The sequence below is a fragment of the Actinomycetospora sp. genome (assembly GCF_036497585.1).
In the GTDB taxonomy this organism is placed as follows: domain Bacteria; phylum Actinomycetota; class Actinomycetes; order Mycobacteriales; family Pseudonocardiaceae; genus Actinomycetospora.
Genome location: NZ_DASXJD010000237.1, coordinates 1 through 16,391, shown reverse-complemented (window position 1 = coordinate 16,391; position 16,391 = coordinate 1). Strand labels below are relative to the sequence as shown.

Sequence of the window (16,391 nt, the reverse complement as noted above, 5' to 3'; positions counted from 1 at the left end):
GTCGGCGAGGTAGTGCACCTCGTCCATGACCACGAAGCCGAGGCCGAGCAACGTCCGGGAGCCGGCGTAGAGCATGTTCCGCAGCACCTCGGTGGTCATCACGACCACCGGTGCCTCGCCGTTGACGACGTTGTCGCCGGTCAGCAGCCCGACCTGCTCGGGGCCGTAGCGGTCGACGAGGTCGTGGTACTTCTGGTTCGAGAGCGCCTTGATCGGCGTGGTGTAGAAGCACTTCTGCCCGCGGGCGAGCGCCAGGTGCACGGCGAACTCGCCGACGACGGTCTTGCCCGCGCCGGTCGGCGCGCACACCAGCACGCCGTGTCCCTCCTCCAGCGCGAGGCAGGAACGGCGCTGGAAGTCGTCGAGCTCGAAGCTCAGGGACGTGGTGAAGCTGCCGAGCTCGGGGTGCGCGGCGCGGGTGCGCGCCTCCGCATAGGCCTCGGCGGGAGAGCGCATGGCCACCCCCCCACCGTGTCACACCGGGACGGCTCCGCGCCTGCGCAGGGGACGGATGGTCGTCACGTCCTCACTCGGCGCGCGGCGACGACGGGCGCTCGGTCTCCCGGGTGCGCTCGTCGTCCTCCGTGAGACCCCGGGTCTCGGCCTTGAAGACCCGCATCGACTGCCCGAGGCCACGCGCCATGTCGGGCAGCTTCTTCGCGCTGAACAGCAGCACGACGCCGACCACCGCGACGATGATCCACTCACTCATGCGCTTCCCCCGTCGCTCCGCTGGCCCGGGCGCGGAGCTCCCTCCGTCGCCGGACCGGTCACTCCCGACCCTACGGGTGTGCCGGACCGGACGAATCGCCCGTTCCTCGCATGAGGCTCACCCGGACCTTCAGCGCCGCCACTCGGGCGCGCAGCATCCCGGCCCGGTCGGAGACGAACGCGGTGAACGCGCCGAGGACGGTGGTGGTCCGTCCGGCGGCGCGCAGCGCGGTGAGCACGAGCAGCGCGAGCAGCACGAGGGCCACCAGGGCGGCGACGATGCTCCAGACGATGGGGCCGAACGACACCCGCGGATCGTATCGGGCCGGCTCAGGGCTCGTCGTAGGCCGCGAGCGCCCGGGCCGCGCGGTCGGCGCGGGCGGCGGCGAGCTCGACGGGCCAGAGCACCTCGACCGCCTCGCCCAGCCCGAGCAGCAGGCGCACCATCCACGCCTGGTCGCCGTAGCGCATCCGCACCCGCGCCCCGCCGTCGTCGTCGGCGAGGACGTCCTCCATCGGGTAGTACTCCGCCACCCACCGGGCCGCCGGCGCGAGGCGCAGCGCCGCGACCTGCTGGCCGTCGTCGGGCGTGAGCAGCCCCGCCGCGTCGGCGGGGACGTCGCGCGGGGTCGCCGACGGCGGCGGCGACGAGGGCTCGTCGAGGACCTCGGCCTCGTCGACCCGGTCGAGCCGGAACATCCGCACGCCCTCCGCGCGGCGACACCATGCCTCGAGGTAGGTGCTGCCGTCCACGAGCAGCAGCCGCATCGGGTCGACGTCGCGGCGCCCGACGGCGTCGCGGGAGGCCGAGTAGTAGGTCAGGCGCAGTGCGCGGTGGCGGGCGACGCCGTCACGCACGGCGGCCTCCGCGCTCGCGTTTCCCGGAGTGCGGCCCAGCCCGACGGCGACCGCGTCGTCCACCGGCGCGTCCGCGGCCTGCCCGGAGGCCTGCTCGATCTTCGCCAGGGCCCGCTGCACGGCGTCGGTGTCGGCGACGCCGGGCGCGTCGGCCAGGGCGCGCAGCGCCACCGCGAGGGTGGCCGCCTCGGGCCCGGACAGGCGCAGCGGGCGCGAGAGGCCGGCGTCGTAGACGACGGTGACGGTGTCGCCCTCGAAGGACAGGTCGACGAGGTCGCCCGGGCCGTACCCGGGCAGCCCGCACATCCACAGCAGCTCGAGGTCGCGCCGCAGCTGGGTCTCGGTGATGCCGAACTCCGCGGCCGCCTCGGGCACCGGCACCCCGGGCCGGGCGAGCAGCCAGGGCACCAGCGTGAGCAGGCGCGGGAGCCGGTCGGTGACGCCCTCCGCGGTCATCGCCCCACCCCCGCGGCGGCGGGGTCGGGGGCGCTGTCCCGCGCCGCCCGCAGGATCGCGACGACCGCGTCGCGCAGCTCGGGCGGGGAGAGCACCACCGCGTCCGGCCCGTGCCCGGCGATCCAGCGGGCGAGCTGGTCGACGCGCGCGAGGTCGAGCTCGACGACGTCGGGGTCGCCCTGTGGGTCGGGGTGGCCGGCCCGGCGCAGTCCGGCGGCCCGGCCCGCCGCCAGCCGCACCCGGGCGGTACCGGTGGCCGGCGGCGGCCCCGCCGAGCGGGCGACGAGCTCGAGGAGGTCGACCCCGGCCGGCCGGGTGACCGCGCCGCGGGGCCCGGTGGCGGTGACGTCGCCCTCGATGCGCGAGAGGCGGAAGCAGCGGACGTCGTCGCGGTCGCGGTCGTGGCCCACGAGGTACCAGCGGCCGCGGTAGGAGACGACGCCCCAGGGCTCGACGGTGCGTGTCCGCGCGTCGGCGGCGGGGTGGCCGCGGTGGGAGAAGGTCACCATCCGCCCGGCCCGCGCGGCGGCGAGCAACGGCGCGAACGCCGGCTCGGTCGTCCGGACCCGCGGCTGCACCTCGGAGGCCGCCGCCGGGTCGACCTCCACCCCGGCGGCGCGCAGCTTCGTCACCGCGGTGCGGGCGGCGCCCGCGAGCTGCGGGGAGTCCCAGAGCCGCGCGGCGAGGGCGACGGCCGTGGCCTCGTCGGGCGCGAGGTCGATGGCGGCCAGCTCGTAGTCGCCCCGGGCGATCCGGTAGCCGTCGACGACGTCGAAGATCGACTGCTTGCCGGTCTCCAGCGGCACGCCGAGCTCGCGCAGCTCGGCCTTGTCCCGCTCGAACATCCGGTAGAAGGCCTCGTCGGTGCGGGCCTCCTCGTAGCCGGCGACCGTGGTGCGGATGCGCTCGGCGGTGAGGAACTGCCGCGTCGAGAGCAGCGCCAGCACGAGGTTCACCAGGCGCTCGGCGCGCGCGGTCGGGGGCGGCACGCCGCCGAGGGTACTGGGGGCGGGCAGCGCGTCGGGGGACATCCGGGCCGGTCGATCGACCGCGTGTTCGACCGCCCGGTTCAGGCCGAGTCGGCGCCGCCCCGCGAGGCGGACCGGATCTCCAGGTGGCCCTGGTCGTTGCGGTCGACCTGGAATCTGTACGCCTCGTGGGACGCCCGCCCGCTCGTGGTGACGAACCGCAGCTCGGCGCGCGCCGAGGTCCCGTCGACCTGCACGTCGTCCGCGGTCACCGAGGTGATGCCGCTCCAGAAGTGCTGGTAGCCGTCGTACCCGCCGGAGGCGTCCTGGGCGTCACCGGAGAGCAGCGTCCACGCGCCGGCGATGTCGCCCGGCAGCCCCGCGTAGTAGGCGGACACGGTGCGGCGCACGTCGTCCTCGCTCACCGGGTCGCCCGGCCTGCCGTCGAGGTCGCCGGGCGCCTCGGAGCTCGACGTGCCCGGGGACAGCGGCGCCCCGGCCAGCGGCGGCACGGTGTCGGCGGTGTCCGGCGACGTCGTGGTCGATGGGGCGGTCGTCGTGGGCAGCAGGTCGGGCGGGGGCGCGGACGCGTTGATGGCGGGGTGGGTCGCCCGCGGCGGGTCGACGGCGGCCACGGCGGCGCCCACGCCGGCCGCGAGGACCACCGCCGAGGCCGCCGCGACCGCGAGCACCCGACGACGACGCCGGGCCAGGCGGACCGGGCGGGAGGCGGCGGCCGGCGTGGCGCGCAGCCCGCCGGGGACGAGATCGTCGTCCTCCGGCTCCTCGTCGAGGGTCCCGGCGGTCGGGTCGGCGGCGTCGGGGACGGCGTCGAGGTCCGGCGGGACGGTGCCGGTGCCCACCGACGGGGCCGTCGGGGGCCCGGCGACGGCGGCCCCAGGGACCTCGGCGATGGACGGGTCGGCGGGGGCCTCGGCGTCCGCGTCGGCCGCGGCACCCGCCGTGACGGCAGGCGCCGCCACGGCCGCGATCGGCGCCATCGGGCCCCGTGCTGCCCGGGCCTCGAGGGCGGCGCGGACGAGGGTGGTGTCGGGGCGGTGCGAGGGGTCGAGGCGCAGCATCGCCGACAGCGGACGTCCGAGGACCCCCGCGCGCGTCGCGGGCCGCAGCCGGCCCTCGGCCATCGCGTGCAGGACCGCGAGGGTGTTGTCCAGCCGGCCGCAGACCAGCTCGTTCTCGACCGCCGCGTAGAGCGTGGCGCCGAGGGAGAAGACGTCGGAGGCCGGCGTCGGGTCCCCACCGCGGGCGACCTCGGGCGCGAAGTAGCCGGGGGTGCCCGCGACCATGCCCCCGCCGGTCGCCGAGCTGTCCCAGGAGGCCCGCGAGACCCCGAAGTCGGTGAGCTTCGCGACCCCGTCGTCGGTCAGCAGGACGTTGCCGGGCTTGACGTCGCCGTGGACGATCCCGGCCTCGTGCACCGCGGTCAGCGCGTCGGCGATCTGCCCGCCGATGCGGGCCACCTCGGCCGGCGGCAGCGGGCCGTGCTCGGCCAGCACGGCGGCGAGCGAGCGGGACGGCAGGTATTCCATGACCAGCCACGGCATCGCCGGGTGGGTGGGGGATGACGCCGTCACGACGTCGAAGACCGCGATCGCGCGCGGGTGCACGACGCGGGCCGCGATCCGGCCCTCGCGCATCGCGCGGATGCGCGCCGTCCGGGTCTCCACCGGGTCGCCGGCGCGCGGGGGGGTCAGCTGCTTCACCGCGACCGTGCGCGCCAGCCGCCGGTCCCACGCCGTCCAGACCACGCCCATGGCGCCCGCGCCGATGCACTCCTGCACGCGGTAGCGGCCGCCGAGCAGCGTCCCCTCGACGCGGGGGTCCGGTTGGGCCGGTTCACGGTCGTGAAGCGTCCCCTGCGGTCCGCCCGGCGGGGTCACCCGGGACGTGCGGTCCTCGTACATCGCTTCTCGTGCCGTCCTCGGTGCTGGAGATCGTGCAGTGGCCGACGCCCCTGCGGCGTCGGGTCCCCGAAGGACCGGCCGATCACACCGACGGCGTGACGATCGCTACAGCGTCGCGATCAACCGGTCCACCCGTTCGTCCACCGCACGGAAGGGGTCCTTGCACAAGACGGTTCGCTGGGCCTGGTCGTTGAGTTTGAGGTGGACCCAATCCACGGTGAAATCGCGACCGGCGTTCTGGGCTGCGGCGATGAAGTCGCCCCGGAGCTTGGCGCGAGTGGTCTGCGGCGGGGTGTCCTTGGCCGCCTCGATCTCCCCGTCGTCGGTGACGCGGTCCACGAGGTCCTTGCGCTGGAGCAGGTCGAACACCCCGCGGCCCCGGCGGATGTCGTGGTAGGCGAGGTCGAGCTGGGCGATGCGCGGGCTGGAGAGGCCCAGGTCGCCCCGGGAGCGGTAGCGCTCGACGAGCTTGTGCTTGATCGCCCAGTCGATCTCGCGGTCGATCAGGGAGAGGTCCTGGCGCTCGACGGCGTCGAGGGTGCGCCCCCACAGCTCGAGCACCCGGTCGGTCACCGGGTCGCTCCCCCGGCGCGCCACGTGCTCGACCGCCCGCGCGTGGTACTCGCGCTGGATGTCCAGCGCCCCGGCCTCCCGGCCCCCGGCCAGGCGCACCGGACGGCGGCCCGTGAGGTCGTGGCTGATCTCGCGGATCGCGCGGATCGGGTTGTCCAGGGTGAAGTCCCGGAACTGGATGCCCTGCTCGATCATCTCGAGCACGAGGTGGGTGGTGCCGACCTTGAGCAGCGTCGTCACCTCGGACATGTTCGAGTCCCCGACGATGACGTGCAGGCGGCGGTAGCGCTCGGCGTCGGCGTGCGGCTCGTCGCGGGTGTTGATGATGGGGCGGCTGCGGGTGGTGGCGCTCGAGACCCCCTCCCAGATGTGCTCGGCGCGCTGGGAGAGGCAGTACACGGCCCCGCGTGGGGTCTGCAGGACCTTCCCGGCGCCGGCGATGAGCTGGCGGGTCACGAGAAAGGGCAGCAGCACGTCGGCGATGCGGGAGAACTCCCCCGAGCGGCCGACCAGGTAGTTCTCGTGGCAGCCGTAGGAGTTGCCCGCGGAGTCGGTGTTGTTCTTGAAGAGGAAGATGTCGCCGCCGATGCCCTCGTCGGCCAGGCGGCGCTCGGCGTCGAGGAGCAGGTCCTCGAGGATCCGCTCGCCCGCCTTGTCGTGCGCCACGAGCTGCTCGAGCGAGTCGCACTCCGCGGTGGCGTACTCCGGGTGGGACCCGACGTCGAGGTAGAGCCGCGAGCCGTTGCGCAGGAAGACGTTGGACGAACGACCCCAGGAGACCACCCGCCGGAACAGGTAGCGGGCCACCTCGTCCGGCGAGAGGCGACGCTGACCGTGGAAGGTGCAGGTCACCCCGAACTCGGTCTCGACCCCGTAGATCCGCCGCTGCATGCCCTCCAGCCTAAGCGACGACGGGCGATCGTGAGCCCCTCCGAGAGGCCCCGACGACGGTGCGTCGGCGAACCGGACACCGGGGTCTAGGGTGCCGTCACATGCTTCGAGGGCACCGCGCGCGCGGTGCGAGGGTGGCCGCCGAGGCGGTCCTCCCCCAGACCATCACGGCCGGGGCGCGCGCCGGCCTGCGCCGCGGCCGCCGGACGCTACGCCCGGTCGGGCGCGTGGACCGCCGGATCACCGCCTCGATCGGCCGTCTCCCGCCCACGGCCGCCGACGACGCCCTCCTCGCGCTCACCCGCTCGGCCAACCACAGCTGGCTGTGGTTCGCGACGGGGTGCGTGCTGGCGGCCGGCACGCGCCGCACCCGCCGCGGGGCCACCCGCGGCGTCATGGCCATCGGCCTGGCGAGCCTCGCCGCGAACGTCGTCCTCAAGCCGCTGGTCCCCCGCCGTCGCCCGGCCGCGGACCTGCTGCCCACGGTGCGGGCCCTCCCCGACCGCCCCACCTCGTCGTCGTTCCCGTCCGGGCACTCCGCCTCGGCGATGGCCTTCGCCGTCGGGGTGGCGCTGGAGAGCCCCCGCACCGGGGCGGTGCTCGCGCCCCTGGCGGCCACCGTCGCCTACTCGCGGATCCACGTCGGCGTCCACTGGACCAGCGACGTCGCCGTCGGGTCGGCCCTCGGCGCCGGGGTCGCGCTGCTCACCCAGCGCTGGCTGCCCCGCCGGCCCATCGACGAGGCGATCGCCCGGCCGTACGCGGACGCGCCGGAGCTCGTCGACGGCGAGGGGCTCTCCATGGTCGTCAACCTCGGCTCCGGCCGGCCCGGCACCGACCCCGTCTCGGAGATCGCGGAGCGGTTGCCGAAGGCGCACCTGGTGCGCCTCGACCCGGGCGACGACCTCATCGCACTGCTCAAGGAGGCGGCGGCGCACCCCGACACCCGGGCGCTCGGGATCGCCGGCGGCGACGGCTCGGTGGCCGCCGCCGCGCGGATCGCCGAGGATCTCGAGCTACCCCTCGCGGTGATGCCGGCCGGCACCCTCAACCACTTCGGGCGCGACGTTGGGGTGTACGACCTGCAGGAGGTCGTCGACGCGACCGGCGCGGGCCAGGCGGTCGCCGTCGACATCGCCGAGCTGCACGCCTACTCGGCCTCGACGGGTCCCGACGGCGGCGAGCGCGTGGTGTTCGTCAACACCGCCTCGTTCGGGGGCTACCCCGAGATGGTCCGGATGCGGGAGAAGTGGCAGGACCGCTGGGGCAAGTGGCCGGCGGCCTCGGCGGCGCTGATCCTCACGCTGTGGAAGGCCCGGCCGCTGCGGTGTCGCATCGACGGGGTGGAGACCCCGGTGTGGATGGTCTTCGTCGGCAACGGCCCCTACGCCCCGTCGGGCATGACGCCGGCCTACCGTCCGCGCCTGGACTCCGGCCTGGTCGAGGTCCGCTACCTGCGCGCCGACCGCCGCTTCTCCCGGGCCCGCGCGATCGCCGGGCTGCTGCTGGGCACGCTCGGCCACACCCGGACCTACGTCGAGCACACCGCGCGGACCCTGGACGTCGAGCTGCTCGACGGGCCGGTCGAGGTCGCGACCGACGGCGAGGTCATGGTCGCCGGCGAGCGGCTGTGCTTCTCGGTCGCGGCGCACCCGGTGCCGGTCTACCGGCGCGACGAGTCCAACTGGCCGGAGCGCACGACGGCGTGGTGAGGCCGGCCCGCGTCGTCGGGTGACCGGCGCCGTTCTGGCGTCTGACGCGAGGAACGTGCCGTTGCTGTCGTCGGGGCCGGGGAAGGCCGATGAGTGACCGGCGCCGTTCTGGCGTACGACGCCAGGAACGTGCCGTTGCTGTCATCGGGGCCGGGGGACCTCAGGCGTCCGCGCCGCCCGCGCCCGACACCTCGTCGCCCGCCCCGGTGTCCTCCGCCGGCGCGTCCGTGGAGTCCGACGCGGCCGCGCCGTCGGGCAGGAGCTCGGCCAGCGCCGCCCCGGAGAGGCGCCGGAAGGCCCGTCGGCCGCGGCGGGCGCGGTCGAGCAGGGCGACCTCGAGGGCGTCGACGCCCAGGTTGCGCTCGTCGGTCCCCGACGACGACGAGGACGACGACGACCCGTTCTGGGCCTGCAGCGCGTCGAGTGCGATGCGCAGCGCCGCCCGGGTGTCCAGCCCCTCCTCGTAGGAGGAGCGCAGCGCCGCCGACACCGGCTCGGTGGTCCCGCCCATCACCACGAACTGCGGCTCGTCGGAGATCGAGCCGTCGTAGGTGATGCGGAAGAGCTGGTCCCGGTCCGGGGTCTCGCCCACCGCCGCCACGCAGAGCTCGACCTCGAAGGGCTTCTGCTGCTCGATGAAGCTCGCGCCGAGGATCTGGGCGTAGGCGTTGGCCAGCGCGCGCCCGGACACGTCGCGCCGGTCGTAGGAGTAGCCCTGGACGTCGGCGTAGCGGATGCCGGCGCGGCGGAGGTTCTCGAACTCGTTGTAGCGCCCGACTGCCGCGAACCCGAGCTGGTCGTAGATCTCGGAGACCTTGCGCAACGACTTCGAGCGGTTCTCCGCGACGAACAGCACGCCGTCGGCGGACGTCAGGACCACGACGCTGCGACCGCGGGAGATGCCCTTGCGGGCGAGCTCCGAGCGGTCGCGCATCAGCTGGTCGACCGACGCGTAGAACGGCATCGTCATGGCGGGCGGGCTCCTCGGCGAGGTGGTGCGGGCGGGCGGCGGGAGTGCGGTCGGCTCGGGGTGCTCGGCCTAGCCGCCGCGACGCTCGCGACGGGCGGCGACGACGGCCTCGGCGACCGTCTGCACCTCCTCGTGGGGCAGGCTGACCGCGCCCTCGGCGTCGATCGCCACCACGATGGGGTAGATGTGGCGCACCGAGTCCGGGCCGCCGGTCGCCGAGTCGTCGTCGGCGGCGTCGTAGAGGGACTCGACGATCGCGCGGACGCACGCGTCGCGGTCGCCCTCGGAGTCGTGCAGCTTCTTCAGCGAGGACCGCGCGAACAGCGACCCGGAGCCCACCGAGGCGAAGCCGTCGTGCTCCTCGTAGCGCCCGCCGACGACGTCGAAGGAGACGATCCGCCCGGCGCGCGCCGGGTCGGCCGCGTCCGGGTCGAAGCCCGCGAACAGCGGGACGAACGACAGGCCCTGCATCGCCGCGCCGAGGTTGCCGCGAATCATCGAGGCGAGCTTGTTCGACTTGCCGTCGAAGGTGAGCGGGACGCCCTCGAGCTTCTCGTAGTGCTGCAGCTCGACGGTGAAGAGCCGGATCGCGTCGACGGCGAGACCCGCGGTGCCGGCGATGCCCGCCGCGGAGTAGTCGTCGGTGACGTAGACCTTCTCCATGTCCCGCTGCGAGATCAGGTTGCCCATGGTGGCGCGGCGGTCACCGGCGATGACGACCCCGCCCGAGTAGACGGCGGCGACGATCGTGGTGCCGTGGGGCACCGTCGCGACCCCCTCCGGGGTGAGCCCGCGCCCGTCCGAGGAGGGCAGCAGGTCCGGCCGGACGGCCGAGAGGAAGTCGACGAACGACGACGTGCCGGCGTCGAAGTACGCGGCGGGCAGCCCCGGGCCGAGCCGGGACGACGTGTGCTCCATCGGCGGTCGTCGCTCCTCTTCTCGTGTGCTTGTCCTGCGGTGACGTGCCCCGGACGAGACGCGGCGGGCCGGAACCCTAGTCCCGGCCCGCCGCACCCGCACTGCCGACTCACCGCGCTGCTAGGGCGCGGAGAATGGGGTCACTGCCCACCCTTCTGCACGTAGGCACGCACGAAGTCCTCGGCGTTCTCCTCGAGCACGTCGTCGATCTCGTCGAGGATCGTGTCGGTGTCCTCGCCGAGCTTCTCCCGGCGCTCCTGGCCGGCGGCGGTGGTGTCCTCGCCGCCCTCGCCGTCGTCGCCACCGCCCTGCCGCTGGGTCTGTTCCTGCGCCATGGCTGCCTCCCGGTGTGCAAGGTGTTGCCGACATGACCCTACCCGGCCGCGGGCCCCCGTCGCGGGACGAACGTCACGCGGCGGGCATCAGCCCCGGGTGAGGGCCTCGACGAGGGCCGTCGCGTTGGACGAGTTGTCGATGAGCTCCCCCACGTGGCGACGGGTGCCGCGCAGCGGCTCGAGGGTCGGGATCCGCACCAGCGACTCCCGCCCGAGGTCGAAGATGACCGAGTCCCACGAGGCCGCAGCGACCTCCGTCGGGTACCGCTCCAGGCAGCGGCCGCGGAAGTAGGCCCGGGTGTCCTCCGGCGGCTCGGTGACCGCCGCGCGTACGTCGTCCTCGCTGACCAGGCGCTTGATCGACCCGCGGGTGACCAGCCGGTTGTAGAGCCCCTTGGCCTGGCGGACGTCGGAGTACTGCAGGTCGATCAGCGAGAGCTTCGGCGAGTCCCACGGCAGGTTGTCGCGGTCGCGGTAGCTCTGGAGGAGCTTGAGCTTGGCCACCCAGTCCAGCCGGTCGGCGCAGCGCATCGGGTCCTGCTCGAGGTCGTCGAGCGCCTGCCCCCAGACGTCGAGCACCTCGCGGGTCATCTCGTCGACCTCGCCGCCCTGGGTCTCCTCCTCGTGCTTCCAGGCCCGCTCGAAGTACTGCCGCTGGAGCTCCAGGGCGGTCATCGTGGTGCCGTTCGCGAGCTCGACGGTGGTGCGCAGCGTCGGGTCGTGGCTGATCCGGTGCACCGAGCGGACGGGCTCGAGCAGGCGCAGGTCGTCGAAGCGGATGCCGTCCTCGATCATGGAGAGCACCAGCGCCGTCGTGCCGACCTTGAGGTAGGTCGAGTACTCGGAGAGGTTCGCGTCGCCGATGATGACGTGCAGACGGCGGTACTTGTCGGCGTCGGCGTGCGGCTCGTCGCGGGTGTTGATGATGCCGCGCTTGAGGGTGGTCTCGAGGCCGACCTCGACCTCGATGTAGTCCGCGCGCTGCGAGAGCTGGTAGCCCGGCTCGTCGCCCGAGGCCCCGAGCCCGACCCGCCCGGCGCCCGTGACGACCTGCCGGGAGACGAAGAACGGGGTGAGCCCCGTGATGATCGCCGGGAACGGCGTCTGGCGGGCGCACAGGTAGTTCTCGTGCGAGCCGTAGGAGGCGCCCTTGCCGTCGATGTTGTTCTTGTAGAGCTGGATGCGGCCGGTGCCGGGGACGGTCGCGGCGCGCTCGGCGGCGTCCTCCATGACCCGCTCGCCGGCCTTGTCCCAGATGACGGCGCCCCGCGGGGTGGTGACCTCGGGCGCGGAGAACTCCGGGTGGGCGTGGTCGACGTAGAGCCGGGCCCCGTTGGTGAGGATGACGTTCGCGGCGCCGAGGTCGTCGAGGTCCCCGGTGTCCGGCGGCGGGCCGGCGCTCGGCCCCAGGTCGAAGCCCCGCGCGTCGCGCAGCGGCGACTCCACCTCGTAGTCCCAGCGGGCACGCCGGGCTCGGGGGACCTCGGCGGCCGCGGCGTAGGCCAGCACGACCTGGGTGGAGGTGATGACGGGGTTCGCCGTCGGGTCGCCCGGGACGGAGATCCCGTACTCGATCTCGGTGCCCATGATGCGGCGCGCGGTCATGGGGCCGACCCTAGTTGTCCGAGGGTTGCCCCGCCGTGGCCCGGGCGGCCCGGTCGGGGACCGAGCCGGGCCCGTCGGCGCTCGCCCCGCGCCACGCCAGCGCGAAGACGACGAGCCCTGCCACCGCGGCGGCCACCATCGTCGCGGCCATCGGGACGGCCGTCGTCCCGGCCCCGATGCCGACGAGGGGGGCGGCGAACCCGCCGAGGAGGAACTGCGAGGTGCCGAGCAGGGCCGAGGCGCTCCCGGCCCGCGACGGGTGCCCGGCGAGCGTGAGGGTGGTCGCCGAGGGCAGCACGAACCCGACGCCGCAGACGGTGACGAACAGGCCCGGGAGCAGGGCCCACGGACCGGCCGGGGTCAGCGCGCCGACCAGGACGGCGGCGGAGCCGGTCAGCGCCGTCACGAGCCCGATCCCGACCATCCGCTGCGGGGCGGCCCGCTCGGCACCCACGAGGCGGCCCGCGACCTGGGTGGCGGCGACGATCCCGACCGAGTTGATCGCGAAGACCCCGCTGAAGGCCTGCGGGGACAGCCCGTAGAGGTCCTGGAGCACGAACGTCGAGCCCGAGATGTAGGAGAACATCGCGGCGAACCCGAGGCCCGCGGCGCAGACGCAGGCGAGCACCCGCCGGTCGCCGAGCAGGAACCGGAACGCCCGCCCGGTGGCGCGCAGCCCGGCCAGTGCACCCCCGCCGGCGGCCCGCGCGGCCCGGGGCAGCGTCTCGGGAACGGCCACCAGGACGCCGACCGCGAGGACGAGACCCAGTGCGGCGAGGACCACGAACACCCCGCGCCACGACGTGACCCGCAGGATCTGGCCGCCGAGGACCGGGGCGACGATCGGCGCGGCCCCGGAGACGAGCATGAGCGCCGCGAACCCGCGGGCGGCGGCGGGTCCGTCGAAGAGGTCCCGGACGACGGCCCGGGCCAGCACGATCCCGACGGCCCCGAGCAGCCCCTGGCCCAGCCGCAGCGCGAGGAGCGTGCCCACGTCCGGGGCGAGCGCGCAGGCCGCGGAGAACACCGCGAACCCGACCGCTCCCCCGAACAGCGGCCAGCGGCGGCCGAGGACGTCGGAGAGCGGGCCGGCGATCAGCTGACCCACCGCCAGACCGACGATGCAGGCGGTGAGCGTGAGCGCCACCAGCGGGGCGGAGGCCCGGAGGTCCCCGGTGACGCTCGGCAGGGCCGGCAGGTAGGTGTCGGTCGAGAGGGGGGCGGCGCCGGTGAGTCCGCCCAGCACGGTCAGCCGTGCCGCGCGTCGCAGGCGCCCCGAGGGTGGTGCGTCGGCGGGAGCGGTCACCCCTGCTCGTCGGGGTCGTGGGGATCGTCGTGGGTGTCGTCGTCGTCCGCGGCGAGCCAGCGCAGCAGGTGGGCGTGGATGCGCGGGTCGTTGAGCAGGTGGAAGTGGTGCGACGACGGGAGGGTCTCGACGTCGGTCAGCGCGCCGCGCGCCGAGTCCACGGGCACGAGCAGGTCGCCGAGGATGTTGGCGAGCGGGTGGTGCTCGCTGGCGGTGACCGAGGCGGCGACGCCGTGGTGGGTGGAGTGCGCGAGCAGCGGTACGTCGGTGTCCGCGACGCCGGCGACGAGGTCACGGATCCCGGCGGAGCGGCGGTCGAGGAACTCGCCCCAGGTGCGCGACTGCGCGTACTTCGCGAGCCGGCTCGCCAGCCGGTCGACCTGGTGGGCCAGCGGCGCCCCCCGGTGCGGTGAGCCGAGGTAGACCATCCGGCGCACCGCGTGCACCCACGGCTCGCCGGCGACGACGGCGGCGTGGCAGGCGTGGCGCAGCACCAGGCCGCCCATGGAGTGCCCGACGAGGTCGAGACGGCGGATCGGGACCGGCCAGCGCTCGGTGAGCTCGGCCAGCAGGACCGAGAGCGCGGCGCCGTTGTGGGCGATCCGCATCCCGGAGTTGTAGCGCAGCAGCAGCGGGACGGCGCCCACGCTCGAGGCGATCCGCTCCGCGTAGCCCTCCCCCGCGCTGTCCTCGTCGGCGAGCCGCCAGGCGTGCTCGGTCTCCCCGAGCCCGTGGACGAAGAGCACGACGTGGCCCAGGTCGCGCTCCGGGTGGTCGGCGACGGTGGCCCGGATCGCCTCGGTGTCGGCGACCGGGAGCTCGGCGTGGCGCGCCTCGCCGTCGTCGTCGACGGTGGAGGTGAAGAGGGCCATCGGGACGGCGAGGTCGTTCTGCAGCGCGACCATGTGGTCGCCGACCAGGCCGTTGACGGCGCCGGTGAGCACGGCGCCCGCGGGGCGGGACGTGATCGGGGTCCACTCGGCGCGCCCGGACGCCGTCCGGTACAGCTCCGCGGCGAGGCCCGCGCCGGTGCCCGCGGCGTGGCCGATCCCGCGCACCGCGGTGTAGACGCCGCCGGCGATGCCGTCGTGCACCACCTGCACGGGACGCGACGCGGGGCCCAGCCCGACCTTGCGCAGGGCGGCGAAGACGGTGTCCGAGATCGCCCGGTGGGTGCCCTCCACCGGCCGGGACACGATGTCGACGGCCTCGGACGCGACACCGGCCGCCCCCCGGACCTCGTTGCGAGGTGCGGGGAGCGGCCGGCTCTCGTCGTCGTGGGCCTCGTCGGCGCTCATACCACCGAAGGTACCCGGTACGCGGCGACCACAGGTACTACAGGTACTGCCCGGTGTTCGACGCGGTGTCGATCTCCTTGCCCTGCGAGGCGCCCTTGCCGGTGACGAGCGTGCGGATGTAGACGATCCGCTCGCCCTTCTTGCCGGAGATGCGGGCCCAGTCGTCGGGGTTGGTCGTGTTCGGCAGGTCCTCGGACTCGGCGAACTCGTCCACCACGGCGTCGAGCAGGTGCGACACCCGCAGGCCGGGCTGCTTGGTCTCCAGCTCCGACTTGATCGCGGACTTCTTGGCGCGCCCGACGATGTTCTCGATGACCGCGCCCGAGTTGAAGTCCTTGAAGTAGAGGACCTCCTTGTCACCGTTGGCGTAGGTGACCTCGAGGAACCGGTTCTCCTCGGTCTCGGCGTACATCCGCTCGACGACGCGCTCGATCATGCCGTCCAGGCACGCCTGGCGGTTGCCGCCGAACTCCTCGACGTCCTCCTCGTGCACGGGGAGGCCCTCGATGAGGTACTTGCCGAAGATGTCGATCGCGGCCTCGGCGTCGGGGCGCTCGATCTTGATCTTCACGTCGAGCCGGCCCGGCCGCAGGATCGCCGGGTCGATCATGTCCTCGCGGTTGGACGCCCCGATGACGATGACGTTCTCCAGGCCCTCGACGCCGTCGATCTCGCTGAGGAGCTGGGGCACGATCGTCGTCTCGACGTCGCTGGACACGCCCGATCCGCGGGTGCGGAAGATCGAGTCCATCTCGTCGAAGAACACGATCACCGGGGTGCCCTCGGACGCCTTCTCGCGCGCCCGCTGGAAGATCATCCGGATGTGCCGCTCGGTCTCGCCGACGAACTTGTTGAGCAGCTCGGGACCCTTGATGTTGAGGAAGTGCGCCTTGACGTCGCGGCTGTCCTCACCGCGGGTCTCGGCGACCTTCTTCGCCAGCGAGTTCGCCACCGCCTTGGCGATGAGCGTCTTGCCGCACCCGGGCGGGCCGTAGAGCAGGACGCCCTTCGGGGGCCGCAACTGGTAGGTGCGGAACAGCTCGGCGTGCAGGAACGGGAGCTCCACCGCGTCGCGGATGGAGTCGATCTGCCGCGAGAGACCGCCGATGTCGGTGTAGGCGACGTCGGGGACCTCCTCGAGCACGAGCTCCTCGACCTCGGCCTTCGGCACCTTCTCGTAGGCGTAGCCCACCTTGGTGTCGACCATCAGCGAGTCGCCCGGCTTGAGCTCCGGGGCGTTCGCGTCGAGCAGCGAGTCGGCGAGGTGGATGACCCGTTCCTCGTCGGCGTGCCCGATGATCAGCGCCCGGTTGCGGGTGCCGTCCTCGTCGACGAGCACCTCGCGCAGTGAGCACACCTCGCCGATGCGCTCGTACTCGCCGGCCTCGACGACGGTCAGGGCCTCGTTGAGGCGCACCGACTGGCCGCGCGTGAGCTCGGCGGCCTCGACCGCCGGCGACACGGCCACCCGCATCCGCCGGCCTGACGTGAAGACGTCGACGGTCTGGTCCTCGTGCACGGTCAGGAAGACACCGTAGCTCGACGGCGGCTGCGCGAGACGGTCCACCTCCTCGCGGAGCGACACGAGCTGGGCCCGCGCCTCCTTGAGGGTGTCGGTGAGCTTGTCGTTGCGCTCGGTCAGTTGGGACACCCGCGCCGCGGAGTCCGCGAGCCGCTGCTCGAGGATCCTGGTGTGACGCGGTGACTCGGTCAGCTTCCGTCGAAGCAGGGCGACCTCTTCTTCGAGGAATCGCACCTGTGCCGCCATGTCCGCCGCGCCTCGTTCGCGGCCCTGGTCGGATCGGCCCCTGGGGTCGTCGTTCATGCTCACGGCGCCCTCCTCCCGCTACTCCGTGGCGTCACCG

Annotated in this window: 15 protein-coding genes; 1 reads left to right on the top strand and 14 read right to left on the bottom strand. The window is 74.1% G+C overall.

Annotated features, from left to right (window positions below; translation table 11 throughout):
• From VGH76_RS24955 to pafA, 7 genes are all read right to left on the bottom strand, one after another.
• The coding region (locus VGH76_RS24955; RefSeq protein ID WP_331559455.1) for a DEAD/DEAH box helicase at positions 1-456 on the bottom strand (456 nt) is incomplete at its 3' end.
• 70 nt (positions 457-526) lie between these two features.
• The gene (gene tatA / locus VGH76_RS24950) at positions 527-712 is read right to left on the bottom strand and encodes a Sec-independent protein translocase subunit TatA (protein WP_331559454.1); all 186 of its coding nucleotides are present in this window, start codon (positions 710-712) and stop codon (positions 527-529) included.
• Between the two features lie 70 nt (positions 713-782).
• The gene (locus VGH76_RS24945) at positions 783-1,019 is read right to left on the bottom strand and encodes a hypothetical protein (protein WP_331559453.1); all 237 of its coding nucleotides are present in this window, start codon (positions 1,017-1,019) and stop codon (positions 783-785) included.
• A 22-nt stretch (positions 1,020-1,041) separates the two neighbouring features.
• The gene (locus VGH76_RS24940) at positions 1,042-2,025 is read right to left on the bottom strand and encodes a WYL domain-containing protein (RefSeq protein ID WP_331559452.1); all 984 of its coding nucleotides are present in this window, start codon (positions 2,023-2,025) and stop codon (positions 1,042-1,044) included.
• A complete protein-coding gene (locus VGH76_RS24935) occupies positions 2,022-3,056 on the bottom strand; it encodes a helix-turn-helix transcriptional regulator (protein WP_414637812.1) in 1,035 nt (344 codons plus the stop codon). Before VGH76_RS24935 ends, VGH76_RS24940 begins: the two co-directional genes overlap by 4 nt.
• Before the next feature lie 38 nt (positions 3,057-3,094).
• The gene (locus tag VGH76_RS24930; RefSeq protein ID WP_331559450.1) at positions 3,095-4,918 is read right to left on the bottom strand and encodes a serine/threonine-protein kinase; all 1,824 of its coding nucleotides are present in this window, start codon (positions 4,916-4,918) and stop codon (positions 3,095-3,097) included.
• Between the two features lie 105 nt (positions 4,919-5,023).
• The gene (pafA, locus tag VGH76_RS24925; RefSeq protein ID WP_331559449.1) at positions 5,024-6,382 is read right to left on the bottom strand and encodes a Pup--protein ligase; all 1,359 of its coding nucleotides are present in this window, start codon (positions 6,380-6,382) and stop codon (positions 5,024-5,026) included.
• A gap of 134 nt (positions 6,383-6,516) precedes the next feature.
• Between pafA and VGH76_RS24920 the strand changes: the two genes are divergently transcribed.
• The gene (locus tag VGH76_RS24920; protein WP_331559448.1) at positions 6,517-8,094 is read left to right on the top strand and encodes a bifunctional phosphatase PAP2/diacylglycerol kinase family protein; all 1,578 of its coding nucleotides are present in this window, start codon (positions 6,517-6,519) and stop codon (positions 8,092-8,094) included.
• 160 nt (positions 8,095-8,254) lie between these two features.
• Here VGH76_RS24920 and prcA read toward each other — a convergent pair whose 3' ends face one another.
• From prcA to arc, 7 genes are all read right to left on the bottom strand, one after another.
• Positions 8,255-9,064 (bottom strand): proteasome subunit alpha, encoded by an 810-nt coding sequence (gene prcA / locus VGH76_RS24915; protein ID WP_331559447.1) that lies wholly within the window; start codon positions 9,062-9,064, stop codon positions 8,255-8,257.
• 69 nt (positions 9,065-9,133) lie between these two features.
• Entirely contained in the window at positions 9,134-9,982 is an 849-nt protein-coding gene (prcB, locus tag VGH76_RS24910; RefSeq protein WP_331559446.1) for a proteasome subunit beta, read from the bottom strand.
• 140 nt (positions 9,983-10,122) lie between these two features.
• On the bottom strand, positions 10,123-10,317 hold the full coding sequence (locus tag VGH76_RS24905; protein WP_230735580.1) for a ubiquitin-like protein Pup: 195 nt from the start codon (positions 10,315-10,317) through the stop codon (positions 10,123-10,125).
• Positions 10,318-10,404: 87 nt separating this feature from the next.
• Positions 10,405-11,922 carry a depupylase/deamidase Dop gene (dop, locus tag VGH76_RS24900; protein ID WP_331559445.1) on the bottom strand — a complete coding sequence of 506 codons (1,518 nt, stop codon included), beginning with the start codon at positions 11,920-11,922 and terminating at the stop codon, positions 10,405-10,407.
• 10 nt (positions 11,923-11,932) lie between these two features.
• Positions 11,933-13,228 carry a multidrug effflux MFS transporter gene (locus VGH76_RS24895; protein WP_331559444.1) on the bottom strand — a complete coding sequence of 432 codons (1,296 nt, stop codon included), beginning with the start codon at positions 13,226-13,228 and terminating at the stop codon, positions 11,933-11,935.
• Positions 13,225-14,526: a DUF7379 domain-containing protein gene (locus tag VGH76_RS24890; protein ID WP_331559443.1), complete on the bottom strand. Its 1,302-nt coding sequence runs from the start codon at positions 14,524-14,526 to the stop codon at positions 13,225-13,227. The genes VGH76_RS24895 and VGH76_RS24890 overlap by 4 nt, the downstream gene beginning before the upstream one ends.
• 37 nt (positions 14,527-14,563) lie before the next feature.
• Positions 14,564-16,294, bottom strand: coding sequence for a proteasome ATPase (arc, locus tag VGH76_RS24885; protein WP_331559442.1), 1,731 nt, complete (start codon positions 16,292-16,294; stop codon positions 14,564-14,566).
• Between the last annotated feature and the right edge of the window lie 97 nt (positions 16,295-16,391).